A 22854-nucleotide genomic window follows, 5' to 3' on the forward strand; every position below is an offset into this window, starting at 1 on the left:
CATGCATGGCGGCTTCCGCACGGCGGAAACCGCCCTACGGACTAAAGCCCGGAGGCGCGGCAATCACCGGCCACGCCACACGGCGCCCACCGATTCCGCCGTCTCCTTCAGCCGCACGATCACGTCGCGCGCCAGCGATTCCGATTGCTCCTGCTCGGCGCGCGCACGGGCCGCGGCCAGCGCGCCGGCGAAATTGCCCTCTTCCACGGCCAGGCGGTTTTGCTCGCGCGCCTGCGCCAGCTTTTCTTCAATCGCCGACAAGGCGTTTTGCGCGGCGTGCTGGCGGCGGGTTTCCAGGTCCAGCAATTCCTGCTTGGCCACCGTCATCGCTTGCGTGGTGTCGGCCACCTTGCGCTGCATGGCAGCGTGGGCTTGCGCGGTTTCCAGCAGTTTTTTCTGTTCCGCGGTTTTATCCAGCGCGGCTTGCGCCGCGGCCTGTTCGGCCAGTTCGCGCTGGCGCGCCAGTTCCAGTTGCTGTTGTTCCGCTTCGGCGCGCATGCGGGCGGCAGCGGCAGCGGCTTGCTCGGACGCCAGGCGCGCTTCGACGGCTTTGGCGGCGCGCACTTCGGACGCTTCGGCCTGGCGCTGTTCAGCCAGTTTTTCATCGATGGCGGCCAAGGTCGCGCGTTCGGCCGCGACAAACGCTTGCTCGGCTTCCAGCAGCGCGGCGGTGCGCGCCAGTTTTTCTTCTTCCACGCGGGCTTTTTGCTGGGTGACGTCACCCAGTTCGACCGCCAGGCGGGCCTGGGCCGATGCGGCTTGCGCGGCGGCGGCCTTGGCGTCCGCTTCCAGCGCGACCTGTTCCGTCATCTGGCGCAGTGCTTGCGCTTCCTGCGCGGCGGCATCGGCCAGGCGCTGTTCTTCCGCGCGCTGGCGGCGCAGCGCTTCGGCTTGTTCCTGCTCGACGGCGGCGCGCTGCTCCGCGGCTTCCTGCGCCAGTTGTTCGGCGGCCAGGCGTTCCTTCAGCGCGGCGATGGCTTGCTGTTCCGCCTGCACGCGAGCGTATTCCGCTTGCGCCAGTTGCGATGTCAGTTGCGCTTTTTCCTCGGCCAGTGCGGCGGCTTGCTGTTCCGCCTCGGCCTGCATCGCCAGTGCGGCCAGTTCGGCCTGCTCCGCATCGTTGTGGGCGGCGGCCAGGCTGGCGGCGGCGCGCGCCATGGCGGCACGTTCGCCGGCCAGTTGCGTGGCGCGCTGCTGCTCCATCATTTCCACGCGGGCTGCTTCGGCGGCGGCCTGCTCGGCGGCCTGGCGCTGCTGGATTTGTTCGACGGCCAGCGCTTCCGCTTCGATCTTGGCCAGCGTATCGATTTCGGCCTGCTGTTCCGCTTCCACGCGGGCCAGCGCGGCCGTGCGCAGCTGGCGGTCCGCTTCGATACGGGCTTCGGTGGCGGCGATGATGCGGGCATCCGCTTCGCGGCGCGCTTCGGCGGTGGCGACCGCCATGGCTTCCAGGCGCTCACGGTGGATGGCGGCGTCGCGCACTTCCTTTTCCGTTTGCAGGCGCAGGCGCAGCGATTGGGCGGCGCTGCGCTCGGATTCGGCCTTGGCCAGCGCGATTTGTTCGTGTTCCTGTTCCAGGTGGGCGCGGGCGCGGGCTTCTTCCAGCGCGCGGGCTTCGGCAGCGGCGCGGTTGAAGGCCGCTTCCAGCGCGATCTGGTCGGCGCGCTCGCGCTGCACCGTCAATTCCAGCGCCTCGGCTTCCGTCCTGGCCAGCGTTTGCGCGGTCTGGCGGGCGGCGGCGGCCTGGCGCTCGTGTTCGCGCGCCAGCGTGGCCAGGCGGGCGTCCGCCGACGCAATGCCCACCACTTCTTCGCGCGCCGCCTGCACGGCGGCCAGGCGTTCGGCGGCGTGCAAGCGGGCTTGTCCGGTTTGCACGGCCAGGTCGTCGGCGGCGCGGGAAGCCTGTTCGGCCAGTTCCGCTTCGGCGGCAATCTGTTCGGCCGCGCGGCGGCGGCTTTCTTCCTCGGCGCGGGCGCGCTGTTCGGCGGCCTGGCGCACGTCGTTATCGGCCTGGGCGCGGGCGCGCAATTCGGCGGTTTCCTGCTTGACGGCTTCCAGGCGCGCCACGCTGGCTTCGGCCGCGGCGCGCAAGCTTTCCAGGCGCTCGCGGTCGGCGTGGATCGCCGCTTCCGCAGCCTGGGCATTTTTCAGCGCCACGGCGGCGGCTTCCGCATCCATGGCGGCGCGGTCTTCGGCCAGCGAGCGGGCGCGGGCTTCCGCATGGGCGCGGCTCTCGGCCGAGCAGGCGGCGCGCGCTTCCGCTTCCACGCGGGCAATCGCTTCCGAGATCGACTTCATGTCCATGTGCTGGCGCGGCGCCGGCGCGGCCGTGTCGGCAGGTGCGGATACCACTGCATCGTCTGGCAAGGTCAGATCGTGAAACGGTTGCGCTGGCATGGAGGACTCGCGTTGTAAGTGAAAGCACGGCGGAATTACCGTACAACCATTATCAACGCCCGCCCGCCAGCGCCAATCCCCGAGCAGGCACGGAAAACCCCGCCAATTCGCGGGTTTCCAAAAAGACAGGGAGTTAGACGGGCAGCGGGGCTTCGTCCATCAGCGCGATTTGTTCGCGCAGTTCGAGGATGCGGTCTTGCCAGTAGCGCTGGGTGTTGAACCAGGGGAAGGCGACGGGGAAAGCCGGGTCGTCCCAGCGCCGCGCCAGCCACGCGGAGTAATGCAACAGGCGCAACGTGCGCAGCGCTTCCACCAGGTGCATTTCGCGGCTGTCGAAGTCGCAGAAATCCTCGTAGCCGGCCAGGATGTCAGCCATTTGCCGCACCATGTCGCCCCGCTCGCCGGACAGCATCATCCACAAGTCCTGCACCGCCGGTCCCATGCGGCTGTCGTCGAAGTCCACGAAATGGGGGCCGGTATCGGTCCACAGCACGTTGCCGCCATGGCAATCCCCGTGCAGCCGCAGCAGCGCCACGTCGCCCGCCCGTTCGTAGCAGCGCGCCACGCCATCGAGCGCGCAATCGACCGTGGTGGTCCACGCCGCCTTCACATCCTGTGGAATAAAGCCGTTCGCCAGCAGGTATTCGCGCGGTTCGCGGCCAAAGGTCTCGATCGTCAACGCGGGGCGTTCAGCGTAAGCCCGCGTCCGTCCCGCCGCGTGGATGCGGCCGATAAAACGCCCCGTCCATTCCAGCACGGCCGGATCGTCCAGTTCCGGCGCCCGTCCACCCTTGCGGGGAAACACGGCAAAGCGGTAATCCTGGTACGTGTGAAGTGTCTGCCCATCCAGCGCCAGCGCCGGCACCACGGGAATTTCGCGCTCCGCCAGTTCCGCGACGAACGCATGCTCTTCCAGGATGGCGGCATCGCTCCAGCGCCCCGGCCGGTAAAACTTCGCCACCAGCGGCGGGCCGTCTTCCATGCCGACCTGGTAGACGCGGTTTTCATAGCTGTTCAGCGCCAGCAGGCGGCCATCGCCGCGCAAGCCCACGCTGTCCAGCGCGTCGAGCACGCAATCGGGGCCGAGGGTGGCGTAAGGGTGTGGGTTGTCGGTGGTCATGGCCGCCATTGTACGTGCGCAGCGTAGTATACTGGTGGATTACATTTCCAACGCAGGGCAAGAACATGAACCTCGAACAGCCATTGACTGAAAAAGAATTCGACGAACTCGACACCTTCCTGCTGGGCGAGCGCAGCCCGGAAGATTCGATGACGATGGACCACTTGCACGGCTACCTGACGGCGATCGCCATCGGCCCGGAACCCATCATGCCGGCCGAATGGCTGCCGAAGGTATGGGGCCCGGACGGCAAGGATGCGCCCAAGTTCAAGAACAGCAAGGAAGAGGAACGCATCCTCAACCTGATCATGCGCTTCATGAACGAAGTGCTGGTCACGTTCGAAGTGGCGCCGAAAGAATTCGAACCCCTGTTCGTCGAGCATGAAGTGAACGGCCAGACGCTGATCGACGCGGAAGCCTGGTGCTGGGGCTTCTGGGAAGGCATGGAATTGCGCGAAGGTTCGTGGGATGAAATCTGGGAGTCCGAAGCGGGCCCGCTGATGCGTCCGATTTACCTGCTGGGCGCCGACGAAATCGAAGAAGATGAATTGCCGCTGGTGGAAGACCCGCTGAAAGCCCATAAGCTGGCGCAGGAACTGGAAGCCAACCTGCCCGCCATCGCGAAATTCTGGGTGCCGCGCCGCAAAGCGCCCGTCACCACGCAAGTGCGTGAAGAACCGAAAGTCGGCCGCAATGACGATTGCCCATGCGGCAGCGGCAAGAAATACAAGAAGTGCCACGGCGCCGACGCGTAAGTCTCCCTACACGGCTGATGTGACAAAAACTGTCACATCAGCTGACAATTTCAGTCACCCTCCCGCCCCCCCTCCCCCACCGACAGTGCAAATTCCTGTCACTTTTACCATGGCATAGAACTTGCCACATGGAAACTCGCTTGCTGATAACAAGGAGAATTCCATGCAACGTACCCTACAACGCACGGCACTACAGGGCTGGGCCGCGGCTTGCCTGCTGAGCTTGGCCTCGGCCGCGGGCGCGGCCACGGTCACCATCGAACACACGGCCAAAGGCGAAGTCGCCCTCGGCAGTAAAGTCTGGTTTGTCGGCAAGGTCGACGGCAAAGGCGTGTTCATGAACTTTGCCGTCAACGGCATCCCCGGCGGCAATGCCACGGTCGGCACACTGAATTCGCAAAACGGCGAATACGTGGCGCCCGCCACCATGCCAGCCAACCGCATCATCACCGTCACCGGCACCACGGCCACCGTGGACAAGCTCAGCGGCAGCACCACGCTGACCTTGAAAATGGCCACCACCACGCAGCCTCCCGCCACTGGCACGACCAGCTCCACCGGCACCACCACGCCAACGACGCCGACCACGCCGCCCCCGCTGGGACCGCAACCGGCCATCGATCCCGCCACCGTGGCCGCCGCGCGCCTGCTGGAACAAGCGACGTTCGGTCCCACCACCGCCGACATCGCGCAAGTCAAGTCCCTGGGCGCGGCGGCATGGCTGAACCAGCAATTCGCCATGGCGCCCAGCCCGCTGCCCGTCACCACGGACATGAACACGCTGCGCTCGACCTGGTACAAGAACATGGCCGGCGGCCAGGACCAGTTGCGACAGCGCATGATCTTCGCGCTGTCGCAATTGTTCGTGGTCTCCGCCGACAAGAATCCGTACGCGAATGAAATGCAGCCGTGGCTGGCCACGCTGAACACGCACGCCTTCGGCAATTTCAAGAACCTGTTGCGTGAGATGTCGCTCAATCCCTCGATGGCGAAATACCTCGACCTGGGCAACAGCATCATCCCGGCGCCGAATGAAAACTATGCGCGCGAAGTCATGCAATTGTTCACCATCGGTCCCGTGATGCTGAACCAGGATGGCAGCGTGCAAACCGACCGCAACGGCGATCCCATCCCCAGCTATGACCAGGCCCGCATCACGGACATGTCGCGCGCGCTGTCCGGCTGGACCTATACCGGCGCCAGCGCCACCGGCATCAACTGGGAAAATTTCACGGGTCCGCTGCAGCCGCGCGACCGCTACCACGATAAAAACGCCAAGACGCTGCTCATGGGGATCAGCGTACCTGCAGGCCAAAGCACGCAGCAGGATTTCGACGCGGTGATGGACAACCTGTTCAACCACCCGAACCTGCCGCCGTTCATCGCCACCCGGCTGATCCGCGCCTTCACCACCAGCAACCCCAGCCCCGCCTACATCACCCGCGTGGCCGACGTGTTTGCCCATGGCCCGGCCGGCCGCGGCGACCTGCAAGCCACACTGGCGGCCGTCCTGCTCGATCCGGAAGCGCGCCAGCCGGCCACCACGGCCGATGCGGCGCCGGGCAAGCTGAAAGACCCGATGCTGCATTCGCTGTCCCTGTTCCGCGCGCTCGGTGCGAAAGTCAACGATCCGAATAACCTGTTCTGGGACTATTTCCTGCTGGGCCAGCGCTTGCTGAACGCCCCCAGCGTCTTCAATTTCTATTCACCGCTGACGAAACTGCCCGGCGCCACGGACCCGGTGCGCTTCGGCCCGGAATTCCAGGTCTATGCGCCGGCCCTGGCCGTGGCGCGCGCCAACTTCCTGTACCAGTTCATCAACGGCAATTACAGCGGCATGGTCAGCATCGATATCACGCCATACGTGAACGTGGCCACGGACGTGACGGCGCTGATGAACATGGTCGACGCCACCCTGCTGCAGGGCCGCATGACGCCGGCCGCGCGCAGCGCGATCGCCGCGTCCGTCAGTGCCACCACGGACCGCAAGCAGCGCGCCCTCACCGCGCTGTACCTGACCGCCATCACGGAATTCGCCGTACAACAATAAGGAGACTGAACATGGCACCAACTACCCGCCGCCGCTTCTTAGGCATGGGCGTCCACGCCGGCATGCTGGGCGCACTGTCGTCGCTGGGCTTGCTGACAGCCAAACCCGCGCAAGCCGCCGTGTCCGATTACAAAGCGCTGGTCTGCCTGTATATGTTCGGCGGCAATGACGGCAACAACATGATCGTGCCGCTCGACACGGCCCGCTATGGCAAATACACGGCCATCCGCGGCAGCCACGGCCTGGCGCTGTCCGTCAATGCGAAGACGCTGCTGGGCCAGCGCAGCGCATTGCCGCAAGGCGTGGCCAATCCGGTCGACCAGCCATTCGCCTTCCACTACGGCATGCCGGAAATCGATACGCTGTTCGGCCAGGGCCAGGTCGCCGCGCTGCTGAACGTGGGCAGCCTGCGCCAGCCGTTGACCAAGGCGCAATACCAGGCCGGCACCGCCTTGCCGCCGCAACTGTTTTCCCATCCGGACCAGCAATTGCAGGCGCAGGCCGGGACGCCGTCCGTGGCCGGCACCGGCTGGGGCGGCCGCCTGGTCGACTTGCTGGGCACGGGCGGCGACCTCGATGCGGTGGCGCTCAGTTCGGGCGGCCTGTTCATCGAAGGCGCAAAAACCCACGGCAACCTGATCCCCGGCAACGGCCAACTGAGCCTGGCCGGCATGAATTTCTGGCCGCAGGCCGAAGCGGACAAGCGGCGCGCCGCGCTGGTGCAGATATTGCAGGCAAACCAGCCGAACGTGATGATGTCCGCCGCCCACCGCGCGCTGTTGAACGGCATCGACCTGGTCGACGATTTAAAGGCCGCGGCCGGCGGCGCCGCGTTGTCGACGCCCTTCCCCGGCTATGGCCTGGCGCAGCAATTGAAGACCGTGGCGCAACTGATCCGGCTGCGCGCGCAGCAGGGACCGGGACGGCAAGTGTATTTCGTGTCGCAGGGCGGCTTCGATACGCACGGCGGCCAGGCCTATCAACAGTTCGATATGCTGCGCCAGGTGTCGCAATCGGTGGCGGCATTCCAGCAGGCGCTGGCGGAAATCGGCGCGCAGCAGCACGTGACGACCTTCACCATGTCGGACTTCGGCCGCACGCTGCAACCGAATACGGGTGGCACCGACCATGCGTGGGGCAATCACCAGTTGATCATCGGCGGCGCCGTCAAAGGCGGCCTGTATGGCGAGTTCCCCGATTTCACGCTGGGCGGCAAGGATGACGCCACCGGGCGCGGCGTGTGGATTCCGCAAATCTCCAACCAGCAATACGGCGCCACGCTGGGCCGCTGGTTCGGCGCCGACGCGGACATGCTGGAGACCCAAGTGTTCAAGAACGAATTGGCGAAGTTCACCGTCAAGGACCTGGGTTTCATGAATTGACAGTAAAAAAGGGGCCAGGCCCCTTTTTACTGCTTACTTGCCGCCGCGCCCGCCCATCCGCAGCGCCGGCGACAGCGTGCCCGGCACCGGCACCACCAGCAAATTGCGGTCGCCCATGATGAACAGCGTCTTGTCGTCATGCGCAATCACCATTTGCGCGACGTTGTTGATGCAGCTTGGCAGCGAGAACGTCCCGGTGCAATCCGCGCGGTCCGTCACCGGGATCTGTCCCAGGATTGGATAGTTGCCGGGGCCAACCGCGCTGATCGTATTGAACACGTACACGCGGGGCGCGCCTGTGCCGTTGGTCGCATACAGGTACACGGTATTGCCGTCGCTGCTGATGACGCCGGCAACCGGCGTCCAGCCCGCCGGTGGTTTGACCGCGCCCTGCAACTGTCCCAGGATGTTATACACATTGAATGTCAGCGCGCCGCCCACCGACCGGCCTTGCAACCACCACGAACCGTCGCGGCTGGCCGAAGCGGTGCTGAACGCGTTGCTCACCGTGGCCTGCGGAAGCGGTGCAAACTTGCCGGTTTCCACCGAATACAAGGTCAACGGCCCCGGCGACGCACCGGTACCGGGCACCAGCATGCTGGCGCCATTCGGCGCCACAATGCCATACGGCGCCAGGCCGCTCAGCAGCGGCCCGCTATAGGCGGTCACCGCACCGGTGTCCAGATCCAGCATGCCATAGTTGGAAATCATTGCACGGTTATCGCCCAGCACCGGCAGCGGATTGCGCATGTAGTCCGGTTGCGCGGTCCACGTGCCCACCGGCCAGGTTTGCTGCAGCGCCAGGTCCGCCACGGCCAGCTTGAGGAAGGTATTCGCGCCGGACGACGCGATCAAGGCGCTGTGGTCGCGCGTCAGGCCGATCGCTTCCACGCCATTGGGGAAGGCATTGGTGGCCGTGCGCGTGAAGGTGCCCGTCGATCCCGCCGCATAGCGCTCAATGGTTTTTTGCGCATTGATGACAAACAGCGCCTTGTTGTCGGCATCCCACAGCAGCGATGCCTTGTCGCCCGTGGTGGGCACGGCATGGTACGTGTAGGTTTGCGGGGCCGCCACTTTCAGCGTGGTTTTCGACACCAGCATGCCGGACGAATTGCTCAGCGTGACGTCATAGGTGCCCGCGTCCAGCGCCGGCATGAACATGGTCAGCACATTGTCCCGGGTCGAGAACGCCGTCGGCGCGAACGTGCCGACACGGATGGCGACATTCTGGCCGTCGACAGCCGACAAGCCGGTGCCATACACCAGCACGGTGCCGGCGGTGCCGGGACGCAGCGCATAGGTATCGGCCATGCGCAACTGGGCCAGGTGCTTGTTGAGCTTGAACGCAATGGTTTTCGCGGGAATGCCCGTGATGGTCAGCGTCACATTGGCCGTGTGCACCGTATTGTTGGCCAGCGCGGCCGCCAGCGTCGGGTCCACGTGCCATGCCATCTTGCCGCCGACCGAACCGGTTGCCGTATCGACCTTCAGCCACGTCTGGTTGCTGGCCGCCGTCCACGTGCCGGCCGTGGTCGCCGTCACGGTCAGTTCACCCTTCATGGCGTCCGGCACGGTAGCGCTGGCCAGGTCGATATTGACGGTCTCGGCAACCGCAACGCCGGAACTGACGGTAAACGTCACTGGCACCTTGCTCGACAGTTCAGGCTGTGGCGACACCAGTTCCAGGTCCGCCGTGTACGTGCCGGCGGCCAGTCCCGTGGCGACGCCTTGCAGGTCCAGCCCGCCGGTGGTGGTGTTGCGCGTGACTTTCAGCCACTGCACGCTCTGCCCCGTCGGGTACGTGACTTTATAGCTGACGTCGCCCGAGCCGGCCGGCTGCGTCACGCCCAGCGCCAGCGTGGTGCTGGTGCCGCCTTCAAACGAGGACAGCGCCACCTCGGCCTGCGACGGCTTGATGGCCGCGCGCACGGTGATCGTGTAGCTGACGCTCTGCGGCGAACCGGGATGCGCTTCCGTGCAAGCCGAGGTGGTGCACGCCTGCAGCTTGATGGTGCCGGTATAGGTGCCCGCTTTCAGCGTCGGATCGGCGGAAATCACGATATTGCTGGCCAGCGCGCCCGCGTTTTCCACGGCGACGGGCGTCAGGATGCCGGGGCCGGTCACGTCCGCCGTGAAGACCACGGGTTTCGTCGTGGTGGTATTGGCCGTGGCCGTCACCGTACGGGTGACAGGGGTGGTTTTGCCTTCCACCAGGTCGAAGTTCAGCGTGGCTGTGCTGAAGGAGATGCGGAACGTTTCCGTGGGCGTGCCGGTATTGGTGCCGGTACTGGAGCTGCCGCTGCCGCCGCCACCGCAGGCGGCCAAAGCCGCCAGCATGCAAGCCGTGATGATTTTCTTCATGTGTAATGTGCCTGTACAGCGCCGTTAAATATCAGACAAGTGTACCATGAGCAACATTTCCTGAGGAACATGCTCTGATGGCCTCTTACTATGCCATCAGGCTGGCGCCTGAGGCCAGCAAATGCGAAACGGGGCGATGGTTTGTGGTGCGGCTGCCGCACTGGTGAAGGGACGAAAAAAAACGGGCCAGTTCATGCTGGCCCGTTTTTTGTGCAAAAGCTTACAACTTGATGAAGTGCTCGCGGTAGTAACGCAGCTCTTCAATCGACTCCGTGATATCGGCCAGCGCCGTATGCTTCTGGTGTTTCTTGAAGCCGGCGACGATGTCCGGTTTCCAGCGCTTGCACAGCTCTTTCAAGGTCGACACGTCGATATTCCGGTAGTGGAAGAACTCTTCCAGCTTCGGCATGTACTTCACCATGAAGCGGCGGTCCTGGCCGATGGTGTTGCCGCACATCGGGGCTTTGCCTTTTGGCACCCATTGCTTCATGAAGGCGATCAATTCCGCTTCCGCCTGCGCTTCCGTCACGGTGGACGCCTTGACGCGGTCGGTCAGGCCGGAACGGCCGTGCGTGCCTTTGTTCCACGCATCCATCTTGTCCAGGGTTTCATCGGATTGATGAATTGCAAATACGGGACCTTCCGCCAGGATGTTCAGGTGCATATCGGTGACGATCATCGCCACCTCGATAATACGGTCCGTTTCCGGCTCCAGTCCGGTCATTTCCATGTCGACCCATACCAGATTCATCTCATTGGGACGCTGTTGGGCAGGGGCGGTGGTTGGGATTCCGGTCGCTTGTGACATAATTCTCTCTTGGCCAAAACAATCCGCCATTTTCTCACAGGCACAGAATGTATATCCACGCGTTTTCGATTTTGTTCGTATCTTTCCTCATCTTGACACTGGCCGTCCGCTTCTGGCTGGCGTCGCGCCATATCCGCCACGTGCTGTCGCACCGCAGCGCCGTGCCCGCGGAATTCGCGGAAAAGATTGCGTTACATGCCCATCAAAAGGCGGCGGACTACACCATTGCCCGCACCAAGTTCGGCATGCTGTCCATGCTGGCCCATGCCGCCGTGCTGGTCGGCTTTACCCTGCTGGGCGGCCTGCAATGGCTGTCGGTCGAAGTGTATCAACTGACCGGGCCCGGCATGGCGTACCAGATCGGCTTGCTGGTGGCCTATGCCGCGATTTCCGGCCTCGTCGATTTGCCGTTCGACTATTACCGCCAGTTCAGCCTGGAGGAAAGCTTCGGGTTCAACAAGATGACGCCCGGCCTGTTCTTCATGGACATCGTCAAAGGCATCGGCGTGGGTACCCTGATCGGCCTGCCGCTGGTGTGGGTGGTGCTGACGCTGATGGACAAGAGCGGCGCCCTGTGGTGGCTGTATGCGTGGGCGGTGTGGAGCGGCTTCCAGGTCTTGCTGATGCTGCTGTACCCGACCGTGATTGCCCCCCTGTTCAATAAATTCACGCCGCTGGCCGATGAATCGCTGAAAGCCCGTATCGAGGGCTTGATGGACCGCGTGGGTTTTGCCTCCAAGGGCTTGTTCGTGATGGACGGCTCCAAGCGCAGCGCGCACGGCAATGCGTATTTTTCCGGCTTTGGCGCGGCCAAGCGCATCGTGTTTTTCGATACGCTGATCGAGCGCCTGGCGCCGCAGGAAATCGAAGCGGTGCTGGCGCATGAACTGGGCCACTTCAAGCTCAAGCACATCATCAAGCGCATCGGCGTGATGTTCGCCCTGTCGCTGGGCTTCCTCGCGCTGCTGGGCTGGCTGAAAACGCAACCGTGGTTTTACGCGGGCTTGGGCGTCAACCCGCTGGCGCTGCCCGGCGCCAGTAACGATGCCATGGCGCTGCTGCTGTTCATGCTGGTGCTGCCCGTGTTTACGTTCCTGTTCGGCCCGCTGACGTCGCTGTCGTCGCGCAAGCACGAATTCGAAGCCGATGCCTTTGCCGCGCAACATACGGATGCGCGCGACCTGGTCTCGGCGCTGGTGAAAATGTATGAAGACAATGCGTCGACCCTGACGCCCGACCCGCTGCATTCGGCCTTTTATGATTCACACCCGCCGGCCAGCATCCGTATCCGGCACTTGAACCTGGGAGTTTGATCATGAAAATCGATTCTGCAAAAAACCTGCTGGCGCTGCACTGCGCGCCCGCCAAGGATGCGCTGTCCGACACGGAGGCGGCGCGCCTGGCCGCCCTGCTGCCGGCCTGGACGCTGGAAAATGGCAAACTGGCGCGCACCTTCGCCTTTGCCGACTATTACAAAACGCTGGCTTTCGTGAATGCGCTGGCCTATGTCACGCACGCACAGGACCACCACCCGGAACTGACCGTCGCCTACAACCGCTGCGTGGTGCGGTACGACACGCATTCCGTGAATAACGGCAAAGGCGGCTTGTCCATCAACGATTTCATCTGCGCTGCCAAAGCTGACGCACTGGTAGCGGAGCCTCAATGAGCAAGACCAAGCAAGCACTGATCGGTACCGTGATCGCGGCGCATGGCCGCCATTACCTGGCCACCGCCACCATCGATGGCGAACTGCACCGCCTGCAATGCGTCACGCGCGGCAAGAAAACCAATGTGGCCGTGGGCGACCTGGTCAAGCTGACGCTGACGTCGGCCGACCAGGCCGTCATCGATGCGATTGAAGAACGCAAGACCCTGCTGTACCGCTCGGACCAGTACAAATCCAAGCTGCTGGCCGCCAACGTCACGCAACTGTTCATCGTGGTGGCGACGGAACCCGGCTTTTCCGACGACCTGGTGTCGCGCTCACTGGTGGCGGCGGAAGCGGCCGGCATCGAAGTGCGGCTGATCCTCAACAAGACCGACGTGGAAGCCGCCCTGCCCCGCGCGCGCGAACGCTTGCAGGTGTATGCGAAGCTGGGCTACCCGGTGCATGAAGTGTCCGCCAAGGCGCACCCGGAGCAAACGGTGGAGACCCTGCGCCCGCTGCTGGCCGGCCACCATTCGATCCTGATCGGCCAGTCCGGCATGGGCAAGTCGTCGCTGATCAACCTGATCGTGCCGGATGCCGACATCGCCACCCGCGAAATTTCCGAAGCGCTGGACACGGGCAAGCACACGACGACGTTTACCCGCCTGTATTCGATACCCGGTCTGGGAGACGACACGGCGATCATCGACTCGCCGGGTTTCCAGGAATTCGGCCTGTACCACCTGACGGAAGGCATGCTGGAGCGGGCGTTCCGCGATTTCAGCCCGTATCTGGGTGGTTGCAAATTCTACAATTGCCGCCACCTGAGCGAGCCCCAGTGCGCTGTACTGGATGCGGTCGCCAAAGGCGACATCGCGAAAATGCGACACGAACTGTATGGACAACTGTTGCACGAGTCATCGCAGACGCTCTATTAAGCATTTCCGGTTGACTTAAATATTTAGCAACTATCTTGTCAGCCATTTAAAAAGCCAATTGCACCTTTCAATGCTCTAGAGCATTATTGTGACAAGAAGCTTTTAATAACAAAGAGCATCCGCATACAGGGGCTTGCAATGGACATGTTCGCGGTCGACGACGAAGTCGCACAGTGGGAAGTTGCCTTGCTTCCCCTGCGTGGCGCCGCGCGCCTGCCGATCCTGCTGCCGCTGGCCTGGCATATGCGCCAGCGCGACAGCGCCCGTGCCGACAAACTGGCGACGGAAGCCCAATCCCTGCTCGGTCCCAATGACGTCAGCGGCCGCGCCCGCATGCAACTGGCGCGGGCCGAAGTGCAATGGCTCAATGGCGCGCTCGATGCCGCCGACGCGCAGGCCCAGCAAGCGTTTTCCGCGCTGTGCGAGTACGGCGACCAGGCCGGCTGCGCCGACGCGCACTGGCTGCAAGCGTGGATCGCCATCGACCGGGGCGACCATGGCCGGCGCGACACGGAACTGGCGCTGGCGCTGGCTGCCGCCGAAGCGGCCGGCGACCGGAAACGCCAACGCATCATCGAAGCCGTCACGGGGCGCTGGGAAATCCTGCGCAACCCCACTTGCGCGGCATACTGGACTGATCGCCTGATCCGCAGCAACGGCGCCGACTTCCGGACGCTGCCGGCCGATATCGCCACCTGGGTCAACGATTACTTTGGCATTGCCTGCAGCCAGTCCAGCAATTTCGGCACGGCGGCCGGCCACTATATCCAGTGCTACGAAATGGCGCTGGAAACGGGCCAGTTGCGCATCGCGATTACCGCCGCCACCAATATCGGCGAAGACTATACCAACCTGAACAACCACCAGGCATCGCTGGAATGGATGCAGTGCGCATTGGACCTGGCGCGGCCCACTGGCTGGCCCCGCAGCGTGGGCGCCAGCCTGATGCACACGGCCGATACCATGCGCCGTCTGGGCCGCATCGACGCCGCCGAGGAATTGCTGCGCGAAGCGCTCGAGATCCTGGCGCCCGTGTCCGGTGCGCGCAGCTATGCCATTGCGCTGCAATACCTGGGCGACCTGTCGCTCGACAAGGACGATTACGCCGGCGCGCTCGATGCATTTACCCGGCTGGGCGCGCGCGCCGCCGCCCTGCAGCAGGCCGACTTTTTCACCGTGGCCAAGCGCGGCCAGGCACATGCGCTGTCATGCCTGGACCGGCCGCAGGAAGCGCTGGACACCGCCCACGAAGCGGTGCGGCTGGCGGCCGAACAAAACAATGTGTACCACCAGATCCTGGCGCTGCGCGTGCTGGCCATCATCCACCGCCGCCACGCGCTGCCGGCCCCGGAAGGTATGACGGAACTGAACGCCAGCCTGCACTACCTGCACCAGGCCATGGCGGTGGGCAACACTATCGAAGGCTATACGTTGCCGGGCGACTTGCTCGACGCGGTGGCGCACGAATATGCGCAGGCCGGCAGTTACCAGCAAGCGTATGCAACGTCGCTGGCGGCGCGCGCCGCGTGGGACAAGACGCACAGCGAAGAAGCCACCAACCGCGCGGTCGCCATGCAGGTACACCACAAAACCGAACATGCGCGCGCCGAAGGCCAGCACCACCTGGAATTGGCCGCCGCCGAAGCGCGCCGCGCCGAATTGCTGCTGCAAACCAGCGCCACCCTGGAACACCTGTCCGGCATCGGCCAGGAAATTACCGCGCACCTGGACGCGTCCGCCGTGTTCAACGTGCTGAACAGCCACGTGCAGGCGCTGCTGCCAGCCCATACGTTTGCGATTTACCTGCACGACCCCGCCGCGGCCGCCCTGGTGCGCGCCTTCGGCCTGGAAGGCGGCATCCCGCTGCCGACCAACACGATCCCGCTGGATTCCCGGACGTCGTACTCGGTGCGGGCGCTGCTGGAACGGCGCGAAGTGTACGTGGAAGACTTGTCCAGGGGCGAGCATTATGCGGTCACGCCCGGCACCTGCCCCAACCTGTCCGGCCTGTACGTGCCGCTGCTGGCGGGCGAGCGGACGCTGGGCGTGATGACGGTGCAATCGCTGCTGGCGTGCGCCTATGGCGAACGGGAACGGCTGATCTTCCGCACCTTGTGCGCCTATGGCGCCATCGCGCTGGACAATGCGGAAGCGTACCGCCAGCTGCAAAATGCGCAGACCCAGCTGGTATCGCAGGAAAAGCTGGCCGCGCTGGGTTCGCTGATGGCCGGTGTCGCGCATGAATTGAATACGCCGATCGGCAACAGCTTGCTGATCGCCAGCACCTTGCAGCAAAAGACAGCCGAGCTCGAAACCCGGATGAATGGCGCCGGCCTGCGCCGCTCGGACCTGTCCAATTACATTGCCGACGCCAGGAAAGCATCGGAACTGGTGATGCGGGGCCTGACCAGCGCGGCCGACCTGGTCAACAGCTTCAAACAGGTGGCGGTGGACCGCACCACGGAACAGCGCCGCATGTTCAATTTGCAGCAAGTCACGCATGAAATCGTGGCCACCATGATGAACCGCATCCGCAATGCCAACCATGCGATCGAATACGACGTGCCGGACGGCCTGGCGATGGACAGCTATCCCGGCCCGTTTGGCCAGGTGATTGCCAACTTTATCAATAATGCATTACTGCACGCGTTTGAAAACAAACCACACGGGCGCATGGTGCTGAGCGCCGCGGCGCACGGCGACGCCCGCGTGCTGATCAAGTTCAGCGACAATGGCGGCGGCATCGCGCCGAACCACTTGTCGCGCATTTTCGATCCATTCTTCACCACCAAGCTGGGCCAGGGTGGCAGCGGGCTGGGCTTGTCGATCAGTTACAACATCGTCACGTCGCTGCTGGGTGGGCAGATCAGCGTCGTCAGCGGGACGGATGGCACCATGTTTACGCTGGATTTACCGTTGACTGCACCGCAGCACGAAGACGCGGGGCCGGCCGCGATTTACCATTGACCGCCCTACATAACCGATATGCCACCATTTTCACCACCGTTACAATTTCGCCGTATAATGTTTTGCTAAGCTGGCGATACAGGCACCCCCGCCTCTGTCGGCGCCTACTACGTTGTCATTATGTCTACCGCAAAACCGATCCGGCATTACCTCCAGTTTTCCGACCTGTCGTTGGAAGAATATGAATACGTAATCGAGCGCGCTACCGTCATCAAGCGCAAGTTCAAGAACTATGAGCCGTACCACCCGCTGGTGGACCGCACGCTGGTGATGGTGTTCGATAAAAACTCGACCCGAACCCGCCTGTCGTTCGAAGCCGGCATGCACCAGTTGGGCGGCGCGGCGATTTACCTGAACACGCGCGACAGCCAGTTGGGCCGCGGCGAACCCGTGGAAGACGCGGGCCAGGTGATGTCCCGCATGTGCGACATCATCATGGTGCGGACGTTTGGCCAGGAAATCATCGAGCGCTTCGCGGCGTTTTCCCGCGTGCCAGTGATTAACGGCCTGACCAACGAACACCATCCATGCCAGGTGTTTGCCGACATCTTCACGTATTACGAACACCGCGGCTCGATCAAGGGCAAGACGGTGGCGTGGGTGGGCGACGCCAACAACATGCTGTATTCGTGGCTGCAAGCGGCGGAAATCTTTGGTTTCCACGTGAACGTGTCGACGCCGAAGGGCTACGACCTGGACATGAAACTGGTCAACACGCAGCGCTACACGTTCTTTGAAAACCCGTCCGACGCCTGCCAGGGCGCCGACCTGGTCAACACGGACGTGTGGACCAGCATGGGCTACGAAGCGGAAAACGCGGCGCGCCTGAAAGCGTTCGACGGCTGGATCGTCGACAGCGCGAAAATGGCGCGCGCCAAGCCCGATGCGCTGTTCATGCACTGCCTGCCCGCCCACCGCGGCGAAGAAGTGTCGGCCGACGTCATCGACGGCCCGCAATCGGTGGTGTGGGATGAGGCGGAGAACCGCCTGCATATTCAGAAAGCACTGATCGAGTTCCTGCTCTTGGGCCGTTTGGACAAATAATCTTTTAAGAGGAAAAGCAATGAGCGATGTAAAAAAAGTCGTCCTCGCCTACTCGGGCGGCCTGGACACCTCCGTGATCCTGAAATGGCTGCAGGATAACTACAAATGCGAAATCGTCACCTTCACGGCTGACCTGGGCCAGGGCGAAGAACTGGAACCGGCCCGCGCCAAGGCGCTGAAGTTCGGCATCAAGCCTGAAAACATCTACATCGACGACGTGCGCGAAGAATTCGTGCGCGACTTCGTGTTCCCGATGTTCCGCGCCAACACCGTGTACGAAGGCGAATACCTGCTGGGCACGTCGATTGCCCGTCCGCTGATCGCCAAGCGCCTGATCGAAATCGCCAACGAGACCGGCGCCGACGCCATCTCGCACGGCGCGACCGGCAAAGGCAATGACCAGGTGCGTTTCGAACTGGGCGCCTACGCGCTGAAACCAGGCGTGCGCGTGATTGCACCGTGGCGCGAATGGGATTTGCTGTCGCGTGAAAAACTGCTGAAGTACGCGGAAGACGCCGGCATCGACATCGACATGAAGCACAAGAACGGCGGCGCGCCATACTCGATGGACGCCAACCTGCTGCACATCTCGTTCGAAGGCCGCCACCTGGAAAACCCAAGTGCGGAAGCCGAAGAATCGATGTGGCGCTGGACCGTGTCGCCGGAAGCGGCGCCGGACCAGGCTGAATACCTGGACGTCGAATTTGAAAAAGGCGACATCGTTGCCCTGAACGGCGTGCGCATGTCGCCTGCCACCGTGCTGACCGAGCTGAACCGCCTGGGCGGCAAGCACGGCATCGGCCGCCTGGACCTGGTGGAAAATCGCTACGTCGGCATGAAATCGCGCGGCTGCTATGAAACGCCGGGCGGCACCATCATGCTGCGCGCGCACCGCGCCATCGAATCGATCACGCTGGACCGCGAAGTGGCCCACCTGAAAGACGACCTGATGCCACGCTACGCTTCGCTGATCTACAACGGCTACTGGTGGGCGCCGGAGCGCGTTGCACTGCAAACGCTGATCGACCACACGCAGCAAACCGTGAACGGCTGGGTCCGCATCAAGCTGTACAAGGGCAACGTCATCGTCGTGTCGCGCGATTCGAAGACCGATTCGCTGTTCGACCAGACCATCGCCACCTTCGACGAAGACGGCGGCGCCTACAACCAGGCTGACGCAGGCGGCTTCATCAAGCTCAACGCACTGCGTATGCGCATCGCCGCCAACGCACGCCAGAAGCGCGGCCAGTAAGGCTTTCCCCGCCTCATGCAAAGGCCGCAGCGATGCGGCCTTTTTTCATGGCAGGTTCAAGTCGCACTGGCGCGTGCCGCGTTTGCCCAACTGGGCCTGACGGTCAGAAGTCATGCCGGGGATGCCTCTACCGCTTTCCACCTGCGGGGGCTGCCTTAAGACGGCTTTTTCCTGCGATGCTCGGTGGGTGGTGCGTTTGGAATTAGCATTAGGCTGTGATAAAGTGAAGTAACTATTTGATAATAAAAGAAAGATGCTGCGCCTCTGTTGCGGATTCCCGGGGCTTTGTCGGGAGACGACGCACCTGTTGGGGCGGCTATTTCACGTTGGGCTGCGAGCGGAACTTGATGACCTCATCCGAACAAAAAAATGCGTGCCGTGAAGCTATTTCGGAATGGTCGAGCCTTCGGCAATTAGCTGGTTTTGCCACGCTTCGGAAAGGCTACTGCAATAGCAATAACGGCACCGGCGTGAACTATCCCGAAGACCTCGACCCATATCAGATTGAGGTGGAGGGAATTCATATTCCCGTTGGCTATGTTCTCGTCTTCGTTTTCACTGATCAAATGCTAGATGGCGGATATGAGTTACTCGTACCAGAACATATTTATCTCTGCGTCCTTGCTGATGCTTTGGCGGAGAAAAATCATGGGGTCGAGGCAGCTAAAGTGCGCGAGCTTGCCAGGGAAGCCGAAGAGAGAGCCCAACAAATCAATCCAGCCGACGCCTTGCGGCGCGGCTGATTCTGCACGTTGGACTGCGCACACTTTGCAACCGCCATCACTCTCCAAGGAAAGCGCACCATGGCCAAGTACCTGATCTCCTTTCCGAGCGCGGCGATGGCGGTACCCGACGGTGAGATGGAAGCGGTGGGCCGCGACGCGCACGCCGTGATCGAACAGGCGAAGGCCGCCGGCGTCTACGTCTTCGCCGGCGGCATCGACGAAAACGTGCCGCCCGTGCTCGTCTCAGCCGACCGCATGGTCACCGAAGGTGGCTACCCGTGGGCGCGCCCGCTTGACGGCGGCTTGACCGTGCTTGACCTGCCCTCGCGCGAAGAGGCTGTCGCGTGGGCCGCGCGCCTAGCGAAGGCTTGCCTGTGCGCGCAAGAACTACGCGTCTTCGGGTTCGATCCTCAATCCTGAGTGCAACACAATTCGAACAAGTTAACACAAGCAGGTTTGGCATCCCGATTATGAAAGTGGTGAGGCAAAATGGCGTCCGTCATGCACTTACTCGACAAGAAGTCGAGGCGATGACTGCCTTCTTCCCTTCAGCCTGGAAGCGAGCGGTTGATTCGCTGGTTCTGTACCAGACTCGCGAAGATATGGTGTATGCGACGTATTTTGCTAAAACAAAGATTCTCGGACTGTTCTGGCCAGTTATGCCGCGTCCCGGTCTTGCAAAAGTGGCAGCGATCGACGAGATGTTGATTGCATTGATGGCAGTTTCCGATATCGGGTACATTCCTGAGAAGTTATCTGGTGCTCTACGAGAACGATATCTCCATGCTGCCGATGACATCAGGAAACAATGCTTTCAGGTGGTAGCTCTCACCCATACCGCAGGGAGCGCGCCGCAGCCGGCGCGCTCATGAATTGTCACCCAAGGAACCATCATGACCGTTAAACGCATGGACAACGTCGGCATCGTCGTGGAAGACATCGACGCCGCGATCGCATTCTTCACCGAACTCGGGCTCGACCTCGAAGGCCGTGCGCCGATTGAAGGCGACTGGGCCGATGGCGTCACCGGATTGCGCGGCATGCGCGTCGAGATTGCCATGATGCGTACGCCCGACGGTCACAGCCGGCTCGAGTTGTCGCGCTTCCTGGCGCCGGCCATTGCTGCCGACCACCGTGCCGCGCCGGTGAACGCGCTGGGCTACCTGCGCGTCATGTTCACCGTGGAAGACATCGATGACACGGTCACTCGGCTTATCAAGCGGGGGGCAACGCTCGTCGGCGAAGTGGTCCAGTATGAAAACGTGTACCGGCTGTGCTATATCCGGGGACCGGAGGGCATTCTTATCGGCCTCGCCCAGCAGCTCGGCCAGCAGGGATCCCGCGAGGATCCCATCAAGACGTAACCGTTGAATTGCCGTCATATGGCTCGCAGGGCCGATGTCGCTAACGACCGCTACACCGCGCGAAACCGCACGGTTTCGCACTATCCCTTACTAAAATCCGGACTGGCAACGCCTCACCGGGTGCGCCCGCCCACATCGTTTCTCCCCCATTTTGTTGCCGTCAGCGCTACACTTTGATTTCTATCAAGGAGAGACGATGAAAGACTTGCGAATCAAAACCAAGCTTACCGCTGGACTGGGGGCAATTGTTGCTTTGCTGCTGGTCCTGCTTGCCATCGCATACAACAATTTCAACCGCCTGTCCGAAGCCAACGAATGGGACCGGCATACGCGCGAAGTCTTACAGGAAACCAACCTGATTGCCGTCGCGGTGCTGCAAATCCAGAATTCCACGCGCGGCTTCATGCTGACCGGGAATGAATCGCTGGTGGAAAATATTCCCCGTGAGGAAGAGGCCATGCGCACCCACCACGCCAACCTGGTGCGCCTGACATCCGACAATGCCGAGCAACAAAAGCGCCTGCAAAAAATGGGGCCGCTGATGGTGGATTGGGTGCAAAACATTATCAAGCCGCTGCTGGAAAAGCGGCGGGAACTCAATAAAAAAGTCGGCGTGTCGCAACAGGTGGCCACGGCCGCCGATGTGCTGAATGGCGCGCAAATCATTGCGGAAGTGCGCAAGCTGATCACTGAAATGAATGCGGAGGAAAACCGCTTGCTGGTGCTCCGCGCGGCGGCAACGCAGGAATTGCACCAGACACAAAAATGGCTGCTGGGCGGTGGCGGCGTACTGGTGGCGGTACTGGCCGCCATTATTGGCTGGCAATTGGGGCGTGCGCTGCTGGAGCCGCTCAATACGCTGCTGCAGGCAGTCAGCCGCATTGCGGCCGGCGAGCAGTCGGCCCGCGTCCAGGTCACGTCCAACGATGAACTGGGCCAGGTCGGCAACGCCTTTAACCACATGGCGCAAGCGATCCAGGACAATTTGCAGCGCGAAGTGGCGGCGTCCAACGAATTGCGCACCAAGGTCGACGCCCTGCTCGGCACGGTATCGAAAGCCACCGCCGGCGACCTGACCGGCAAAATCACAGTGTCCGGCGACGACGCCATCGGGCGCCTGGGCAATGGCCTGGCCACCATGTTCACCAACCTGCGCGCCCTGATCAACAATGTGCAAAAAGCCGGCATCCAGGTGACCACGTCGGCCACGGAAATCGCCGCCTCCGCCAAGCAGCAGGAAGCAACCGGCGTGGAACAGGCACAGACCAGTATCGAAGTGCTGTCGACCACCAAGGAAATTTCAGCGAACACCCAGCAATTGCTAAAGACCATGGAAGACGCCACCGCCGTGGCCGACTACACCACCAGCGCCACGGCCGAAGCGCAGGACAACCTGCAGCGCATGGACCAGACCATGCAGCACATGGTGTCCGCCACCGATTCCATCAACGCCAAGCTGGCAGCCCTGTCCGAGAAAGCCAGCAACATCAACAGCGTGCTGGCCACCATCACCAAGGTGGCCGACCAGACCAACATCCTGTCCTTGAATGCCGCCATCGAGGCGGAAAAAGCCGGCGAAGCGGGCCGCGGCTTTTCCGTGGTGGCGACGGAAATCCGCCGCCTGGCCGACCAGACTTCCGTGTCTACCTGGGACATCGAGCAAATGCTGAAGGAAATGCAATCGGCCGTGTCGGCCAGTGTCATGGGCATGGATAAGTTTTCCGAGGAAATCCGCCGCAGCGTGACGGAAGTGCGGCAAGTGGTGGAACAGTTATCCGGCGTGATGGGCCAGGTGCAAAAGCTGGCGCCGCAATTCGACGCCGTGCTGCAAGGCATGCAATCGCAGTCGGTCGGCGCGCAACAGATCTCCGAGACCATGATGCAGTTGAACGACGCGACACAGCAAACCGTGGATTCGCTGAAATCCACCAGCGAAGCGGTACGCCAGCTGCAATTTGCGGCTGGCGATTTGCAATCAAGCGTGGCCACGTTTGCAATCAATACGTAACCAGCCCCGTTTGCCACACATGGCACAATGGG

Annotated in this window: 18 protein-coding genes; 14 read left to right on the forward strand and 4 right to left on the reverse strand. The window is 62.6% G+C overall.

From position 1 onward, the window contains the following. Nucleotides 1-63 precede the first annotated feature (63 nt). Nucleotides 64-2397, reverse strand: a complete 2334-nt coding sequence (locus GJ700_RS12030; protein WP_154373976.1) for a coiled-coil domain-containing protein — start codon at nt 2395-2397, stop codon at nt 64-66. A gap of 133 nt (nt 2398-2530) precedes the next feature. Continuing rightward, nucleotides 2531-3526 carry a serine/threonine protein kinase gene (locus GJ700_RS12035; protein ID WP_154373978.1) on the reverse strand — a complete coding sequence of 332 codons (996 nt, stop codon included), beginning with the start codon at nt 3524-3526 and terminating at the stop codon, nt 2531-2533. Between the two features lie 56 nt (nt 3527-3582). Here GJ700_RS12035 and GJ700_RS12040 point away from each other — a divergent pair, with 56 nt between their 5' ends. From GJ700_RS12040 to GJ700_RS12050, 3 genes are all read left to right on the forward strand, one after another. Then, nucleotides 3583-4272 (forward strand): UPF0149 family protein, encoded by a 690-nt coding sequence (locus GJ700_RS12040; RefSeq protein WP_154373980.1) that lies wholly within the window; start codon nt 3583-3585, stop codon nt 4270-4272. 163 nt (nt 4273-4435) lie between these two features. Continuing rightward, on the forward strand, nt 4436-6322 hold the full coding sequence (locus tag GJ700_RS12045) for a DUF1800 domain-containing protein (protein WP_154373982.1): 1887 nt from the start codon (nt 4436-4438) through the stop codon (nt 6320-6322). Nucleotides 6323-6333: 11 nt separating this feature from the next. Continuing rightward, nucleotides 6334-7704, forward strand: coding sequence for a DUF1501 domain-containing protein (locus GJ700_RS12050; protein WP_154373984.1), 1371 nt, complete (start codon nt 6334-6336; stop codon nt 7702-7704). A 33-nt stretch (nt 7705-7737) separates the two neighbouring features. Here GJ700_RS12050 and GJ700_RS12055 read toward each other — a convergent pair whose 3' ends face one another. Both GJ700_RS12055 and orn read right to left on the reverse strand, forming a co-directional pair. Continuing rightward, nucleotides 7738-10065: a BACON domain-containing protein gene (locus GJ700_RS12055; RefSeq protein ID WP_154373986.1), complete on the reverse strand. Its 2328-nt coding sequence runs from the start codon at nt 10063-10065 to the stop codon at nt 7738-7740. 220 nt (nt 10066-10285) lie between these two features. After that, the gene (orn, locus tag GJ700_RS12060) at nt 10286-10873 is read right to left on the reverse strand and encodes an oligoribonuclease (protein ID WP_195763868.1); all 588 of its coding nucleotides are present in this window, start codon (nt 10871-10873) and stop codon (nt 10286-10288) included. A gap of 47 nt (nt 10874-10920) precedes the next feature. On the opposite strand from orn, the gene GJ700_RS12065 reads away from it, so the two are divergent. The 11 genes from GJ700_RS12065 (at nt 10921) to GJ700_RS12115 (ending at nt 22822) form a co-directional block, all read left to right on the forward strand. Then, nucleotides 10921-12186: a M48 family metallopeptidase gene (locus tag GJ700_RS12065; RefSeq protein WP_154373988.1), complete on the forward strand. Its 1266-nt coding sequence runs from the start codon at nt 10921-10923 to the stop codon at nt 12184-12186. Between the two features lie 2 nt (nt 12187-12188). Then, nucleotides 12189-12542: a 4a-hydroxytetrahydrobiopterin dehydratase gene (locus GJ700_RS12070; protein ID WP_154373990.1), complete on the forward strand. Its 354-nt coding sequence runs from the start codon at nt 12189-12191 to the stop codon at nt 12540-12542. Beyond that, nucleotides 12539-13462 carry a ribosome small subunit-dependent GTPase A gene (gene rsgA, locus GJ700_RS12075; RefSeq protein ID WP_154373993.1) on the forward strand — a complete coding sequence of 308 codons (924 nt, stop codon included), beginning with the start codon at nt 12539-12541 and terminating at the stop codon, nt 13460-13462. The genes GJ700_RS12070 and rsgA overlap by 4 nt, the downstream gene beginning before the upstream one ends. 138 nt (nt 13463-13600) lie before the next feature. Beyond that, on the forward strand, nt 13601-16429 hold the full coding sequence (locus tag GJ700_RS12080) for an ATP-binding protein (RefSeq protein ID WP_154373994.1): 2829 nt from the start codon (nt 13601-13603) through the stop codon (nt 16427-16429). A gap of 120 nt (nt 16430-16549) precedes the next feature. Next, entirely contained in the window at nt 16550-17473 is a 924-nt protein-coding gene (argF, locus tag GJ700_RS12085) for an ornithine carbamoyltransferase (RefSeq protein WP_154373996.1), read from the forward strand. 19 nt (nt 17474-17492) lie between these two features. After that, on the forward strand, nt 17493-18725 hold the full coding sequence (locus tag GJ700_RS12090) for an argininosuccinate synthase (protein ID WP_154373998.1): 1233 nt from the start codon (nt 17493-17495) through the stop codon (nt 18723-18725). 347 nt (nt 18726-19072) lie between these two features. Next, complete coding sequence (locus GJ700_RS12095; protein WP_154374000.1) at nt 19073-19468, forward strand: hypothetical protein; 396 nt, start codon at nt 19073-19075, stop codon at nt 19466-19468. Between the two features lie 60 nt (nt 19469-19528). Continuing rightward, complete coding sequence (locus tag GJ700_RS12100; protein WP_154374002.1) at nt 19529-19870, forward strand: YciI family protein; 342 nt, start codon at nt 19529-19531, stop codon at nt 19868-19870. 110 nt (nt 19871-19980) lie between these two features. Continuing rightward, a complete protein-coding gene (locus GJ700_RS12105) occupies nt 19981-20322 on the forward strand; it encodes a hypothetical protein (RefSeq protein ID WP_154374004.1) in 342 nt (113 codons plus the stop codon). A gap of 21 nt (nt 20323-20343) precedes the next feature. Beyond that, nucleotides 20344-20814 carry a VOC family protein gene (locus GJ700_RS12110; protein ID WP_154374006.1) on the forward strand — a complete coding sequence of 157 codons (471 nt, stop codon included), beginning with the start codon at nt 20344-20346 and terminating at the stop codon, nt 20812-20814. Nucleotides 20815-21010: 196 nt separating this feature from the next. After that, the gene (locus tag GJ700_RS12115) at nt 21011-22822 is read left to right on the forward strand and encodes a methyl-accepting chemotaxis protein (protein ID WP_154374008.1); all 1812 of its coding nucleotides are present in this window, start codon (nt 21011-21013) and stop codon (nt 22820-22822) included. Nucleotides 22823-22854: the final 32 nt, after the last annotated feature.

The sequence above is a fragment of the Pseudoduganella rivuli genome, assembly GCF_009674485.1.
In the GTDB taxonomy this organism is placed as follows: Bacteria; Pseudomonadota; Gammaproteobacteria; order Burkholderiales; family Burkholderiaceae_D; genus Rugamonas; species Rugamonas rivuli_B.